This window comes from Paenibacillus sp. P4_A9, from assembly GCF_056402415.1.
In genome coordinates this window covers 1-5,542 of the sequence record NZ_JBFUHL010000132.1, presented here as the reverse complement: position 1 = coordinate 5,542, position 5,542 = coordinate 1, and the positions used below count along the sequence as shown (strand labels likewise).

Below are 5,542 nucleotides of genomic sequence, written 5' to 3'. Positions count from 1 at the left end.
GGATAGGCTTTCTCATAATAAGATCGGTATCCATCATCAAAGGTGATCACCACCGCGTTCGGAGGTAATGTCTTGCGATGTGCATGGAAACAAGCATAGTCCTCTATCGAGATGATATTATAGTGCTTATCTTTTAAAGCCTGCAAATGTTGTTTAAATTTGGTAGGTGTAATTGTGATAAATGATTCCTGATCATCCAGATGATGATAGGTTAAGAATATCGCTTTGTTCGTGTAATGAATTGTTTTCGAATCTATCGAGGACCCCGTGGATGCGCTTACCGTTGTGGTTGAACAAATCGAATCCAATGGACTAATTTGCTGTGCTGGCGGTGTCCAACTCCCCGTAAGTAGAAGCATTAGAAAGAAGTAAACAGGCAATTGTGATCATCCTCCCCTATTTGCCCTGAACCATCCCTAAAATATACTCACGGGTTTAGAGGTTAGAACGTCTTCATGGGTCAACTTATTCTTCTATTCGATTGCAACGCTAGTGTCGTTTAAACGCAAGAAAACCCACCAAGATTTTGGTGGGCTTTCTCTTTATGGATATCAACTTTTTGGGCTCTAAAAGTCTATCTAACCCTTCATTCCTAATTTGGCAAGATTGGTAAAACTAATCTCCAAGCTTTCGAAAGGGTTGCGATCATAACAGTCGTCCTGCTCGACCGCGGCCCACTCCACGCCGATTTCCTCGCATGCTTGAATAATGCCTTTGAAATTCATATTCCCTTCGCCGATCTCAGAAAACCGTTGTTTCCGATCCGGCGTGATGATCATGTCCTTAAAATGTACAACTTTCATTCGTCCATCAACCTTGCGAATCCACTCGATTGGATCGGCTCCGCCAGCTTGCACCCAATACACATCTAGTTCAAAATCCACGGCTTGCGGGTCAGACTCTTCTAATAAAATTTCCATGCCGGACTTTCCATCATATTTGGCAAATTCGAAATCATGATTATGATAGATGAACTGTAAACCAGCGCTTTTCAGTTGTCTACCAAATTCTGATGCTTGCTTGGCAAATGCTGTGTAGCCCTGGCTAGTTTCGCGAAATTCAGTTGGAAGACCGCCTAACCCTACATACTTGCAGTTCCATGCCAAATGCTTCTCTATGACAGCATCCATATCGTTTAACAAATCGTTGTACCCGATGTGAGTTGCGCAGATGGTCAAGCCTTCTTGATCCGTAAGCGCTTTAAATTCATGCATATCGATGGGGCCAACACCTGATGCTTGAACGGCCTGGTACCCCATTTGCTTCACTTTCTTCAAGCTTTCGCTAATATCTTGGGGGGTTTGCAGAAAGCTCCGAAGCGTATACAATTGCGTGGCGATTCTCATTCATCTCACTCCATTCAACATATTTGGGTCCTTTCATATATATCATGGAATGAGCAGCGAATCTATATGATTATCTTAGCTTTTTGCCTACATATTCCTGCGATATTGCCCGCCAACTTCATACAAGGTTGTTGTGATCTGCCCTAGCGTTGCGACTCTCACCGTTTCCATGAGTTCTTCGAAAAGGTTTCCGTTGCTGAGGGCTGTTTGCTTTAATCGTTGAAGAGCCGCAGGGCACTCCAGTTTGTGTTGTTCCTTAAAGGCTTGAAGCCCGAGAATCTGAGTTTCTTTCTCCTCAACTGTTGAACGCGCCAGCTCGATTTCAACAACTTGCTCACCTGCATCCCGTTTTATGAACGTATTCACGCCGATGATCGGCAGCTCTCCAGCATGCTTCTTATGCTCATAGGAAAGAGATTCATCTTGGATTTTGCCGCGTTGATATTGCGTTTCCATGGCACCAAGCACACCGCCACGAGCATGGATTCGCTCGAATTCAGCTAACACGGCTTCTTCCACGAGATCGGTTAAATCATCCACAATAAAGGAACCTTGAAGCGGATTTTCGTTCTTCGTTRAGCCAAATTCCTTATTGATGATCAATTGAATCGCCATCGCTCTGCGCACTGAATTCTCTGTAGGTGTCGTAATCGCTTCATCAAACGCGTTCGTATGCAAGGAGTTGCAATTATCGTAAATGGCAATGAGCGCCTGCAAGCTGGTTCGAATATCATTAAAATCCATTTCTTGCGCATGTAAGGAGCGGCCTGACGTTTGAATATGGTACTTCAACTTTTGACTTCTTTCATTGCCGCCATATTTATTTCGTATGACGGTTGACCATATGCGACGCGCTACTCTTCCCATAACGGTATATTCGGGATCAAGTCCATTGCTGAAAAAATAAGAAAGATTCGGCGCAAAATCATCGATATGCATACCACGGCTTAAATAATATTCTAGGAATGTAAACCCATTTGCTAGCGTAAAAGCCAACTGTGTGATCGGGTTCGCTCCCGCTTCCGCAATATGATAGCCGCTAATACTTACCGAGTAGTAGTTCCGCACTTTGTGATCAATGAAGTATTGCTGCATGTCCCCCATCATCTYCAGTGCAAATTCAGTTGAAAATAGGCAAGTGTTCTGCCCCTGGTCTTCCTTTAAAATATCCGCTTGAACAGTACCTCGGACGGTTTGAAGCGTCCACGCCTTTATGTGCTCAACCTCCTCTTCGGTCGGTTGACTGCCGTTATTCTCKACAAATTTATCTACTTGCTGCTGTATCGCTGTATTCATAAACATGGCCAATATCATAGGAGCAGGACCATTAATAGTCATCGAAACGCTAGTTGAAGGATGGCATAAATCAAATCCAGCAAACAGTTTTTTCATATCCGCTAATGTACATACATTCACGCCGCTGTTTCCTATTTTTCCATAAATATCAGGCCGATAGTCCGGATCATTCCCATACAAGGTAACACTGTCAAAAGCTGTTGACAGTCGCTTCGCCTCATCATTTTGGCATAAATAATGGAATCGACGGTTGGTGCGCTCAGGTGTCCCCTCTCCGGCAAATTGGCGCTTAGGTTCTTCATTCGTCCGTTTAAATGGAAAAACACCCGCCGTATACGGAAAGTATCCTGGCAAATTTTCCTTCAGCAGCCAACCAAGGAGTTGACCATCATCTTCGTACCTCGGCAAACTAATCTTGGGAATCTTCGTTCCTGATAGCGATTCGGTATACATTGCTGTCATTGTCTCGCGATCGCGAACGCGGGTGACAAGTTGATCTTGTGTGTAGGATTGACGAATTTGCGGCCACTCTTGAAGCAACTTGATGCATGAAGGGTGCAGCATCGCTTGATAATGTGCGATCCAGTCGTTCAATTTCGCAATAATCGTTTGTGTTTCCTCCGGAGTATTCAGCTTATCTTGGTGATCGGACACCATAATCTCTTTCGTTCCTCGCAGTTGATATAGCTTTCGCGCTAGCTTGACCTGCTCATTAGTAAACTTCGTATACTGTCGGATCGTTTGCACAATTTCGCCCAGATAACCGGTGCGGTCCGGTGGAATGATCACATTCTTAGTAGTAACCGGTTGCGTGTTCGCCTTCTCATCAGTCGGCCAATCACCGCCTGTTTTGTCTGCAACGAGCTTCATCACTTTAGCGAACAGAACATTCGTTCCGTGGTCGTTAAATTGACTGGCGATCGTGCCAAATACAGGCAGTTCCTGGGCAGGTGTTTCAAATAAGCCGTGGCTTCGCTGATATTGTTTACGTACATCGCGTAAAGCATCTTCCGAGCCGCGTCGTTCAAACTTATTGATGACAATGACGTCCGCGTAATCAATCATAGCTATTTTTTCCAGTTGTGTCGCGGCTCCAAATTCACTTGTCATGACATACATAGACACATCGCATAGCTCATCTATGGCGGAGTCTCCTTGTCCGATCCCGCTTGTTTCCACAATCACCATATGGTAGCCAGCAGCTTGAACCACTTGGATGGCCTCTTTCGTTGCAAGGCTCAATTCAGATTTCGCACGCCGAGTTGCTAAGCTGCGCATATAGACCCGGGGGCTGTTTACAGCATTCATGCGGATTCGGTCGCCAAGGAGTGCACCGCCTGTTTTCATCTTAGAAGGATCGATAGAAATAATCGCTATGGTTCTGTCCGGGTATTGCTCGAGAAAGCGTCGAACTAGTTCATCAGTCAGTGTACTCTTTCCGGCTCCACCTGTTCCTGTAATGCCGATCACAGGTGCGACTGCTGCTGTTGTTTGTGCGTTTTGTAAAATAGGTAAAGATTCGGCCATATGTCCGCTCCCAGTGGCATCTTCAGCAGCAGTTATGGAGCTGGCAATGACTCTCCATTGGCTTTCTATGGATAAGGGTATTTCCTCGGTAAGCTTTCTAGGTGTAGGCTTGTCAACTTCTTGAATCATGTAATTAATCATGCCTTGAAGACCAAGTTTACGTCCGTCGTCGGGTGAAAATATTTTGGCAATCCCATATTGATGTAAGATTTGAATCTCTGAAGGTATAATGACGCCACCTCCACCTGCGAAAATTCGAATATGCCCGGCACCTTTTTGCTGGAGAAGGTCAAACATATAGKTTAAATATTCGATATGTCCACCTTGATATGAGCTAATGGCGATTCCTTGCACATCTTCTTGTATCGCAGCATTCACGACCTCTTCGACAGAACGATTATGACCAAGATGGATCACTTCAACCCCCGATGCTTGTAGAATCCTTCGTATAATATGAATGGTAGCATCATGACCATCAAACAAAGCTGCCGCTGTAACAAACCTTACAGGATTCTTGGGCCGATAAACGTGAGTGTTCACAGGTACCCCACCTTTTTATCAATTTCCTTCATTTAGGTCGCCTAATTCTACCAGCGCTATTCCTTCATTTTATTCCTGCGCATTCACTGAAATCACCCACTTCATTTATGTTCCTGTGAAATGTTTTTTTGTGATTCAATGACCTCATCAAACAGATTTGCACTCTCCGAATATTTCTGCGGATGTTGTATCAGGTGTAGTTGAGCTAATATTTGATCCAGTTCTCCCATCGTTACTGGCTTGGCATGCCTCATTAACTCGTATCCAAGGTGGCCGCTTATTTCAATTGTCGCTACTTTTACATCGGAGACTGATGAAATCCCTTTTTCCCTTAGCCTAGTTTCTAATTGTTCCACGGATATTCGCAGTTTTTTTATGTTTTTGAGCAGAATCTCCCCGTCCTGAATAACGAGCGTCGCCTTACCCATAAATAGAAATTCAATCCATTGGAATTTGATGGCTAGGTACTGCACCACGATTAGAAAGGCTACAAAAATTATCAATATCACGGTTGTTTTCCATAATCCTTCTCCAGAAATCGCATGCCCTATGACTGACGCTATTGATAATAAAGTTATGATCTCAAGACCCGTCATTTCTGAGACTGTTTTCTTGCCAGCAATTCGCATCAAACAAAAACCAACAAAAAGGATGATCAAAGCTTCCCATATAAAGTTCATATTTTGGCGTCCATTCTAATGTTTTTTGTTGTATATTTTTCCCAAATTACCAAATAAAAATTCTTCCTGTCTATGGGCAGTTTCTCACTTGTCATTTTCCAAAAAAAACAATCATAAGCTGTTAATTGAACCAAAGAACCATTCTTCGTGAGG

The 5,542-nt window shown here is 43.8% G+C and carries 3 protein-coding genes and 1 pseudogene; all 4 read right to left on the bottom strand.

All coding sequences use genetic code 11. The features are described from left to right. Positions 1 to 359: pseudogene (locus AC1DVJ_RS29730) on the bottom strand (hypothetical protein); the annotation flags it as partial. Positions 360 to 578: 219 nt separating this feature from the next. Then, complete coding sequence (locus AC1DVJ_RS29725) at positions 579 to 1,346, bottom strand: sugar phosphate isomerase/epimerase family protein (protein ID WP_477596307.1); 768 nt, start codon at positions 1,344 to 1,346, stop codon at positions 579 to 581. Positions 1,347 to 1,433: 87 nt separating this feature from the next. Further along, entirely contained in the window at positions 1,434 to 4,709 is a 3,276-nt protein-coding gene (gene icmF, locus AC1DVJ_RS29720) for a fused isobutyryl-CoA mutase/GTPase IcmF (protein ID WP_477596305.1), read from the bottom strand. A gap of 101 nt (positions 4,710 to 4,810) precedes the next feature. Continuing rightward, positions 4,811 to 5,389, bottom strand: a complete 579-nt coding sequence (locus AC1DVJ_RS29715; RefSeq protein WP_477596303.1) for a DUF421 domain-containing protein — start codon at positions 5,387 to 5,389, stop codon at positions 4,811 to 4,813. Positions 5,390 to 5,542: the final 153 nt, after the last annotated feature.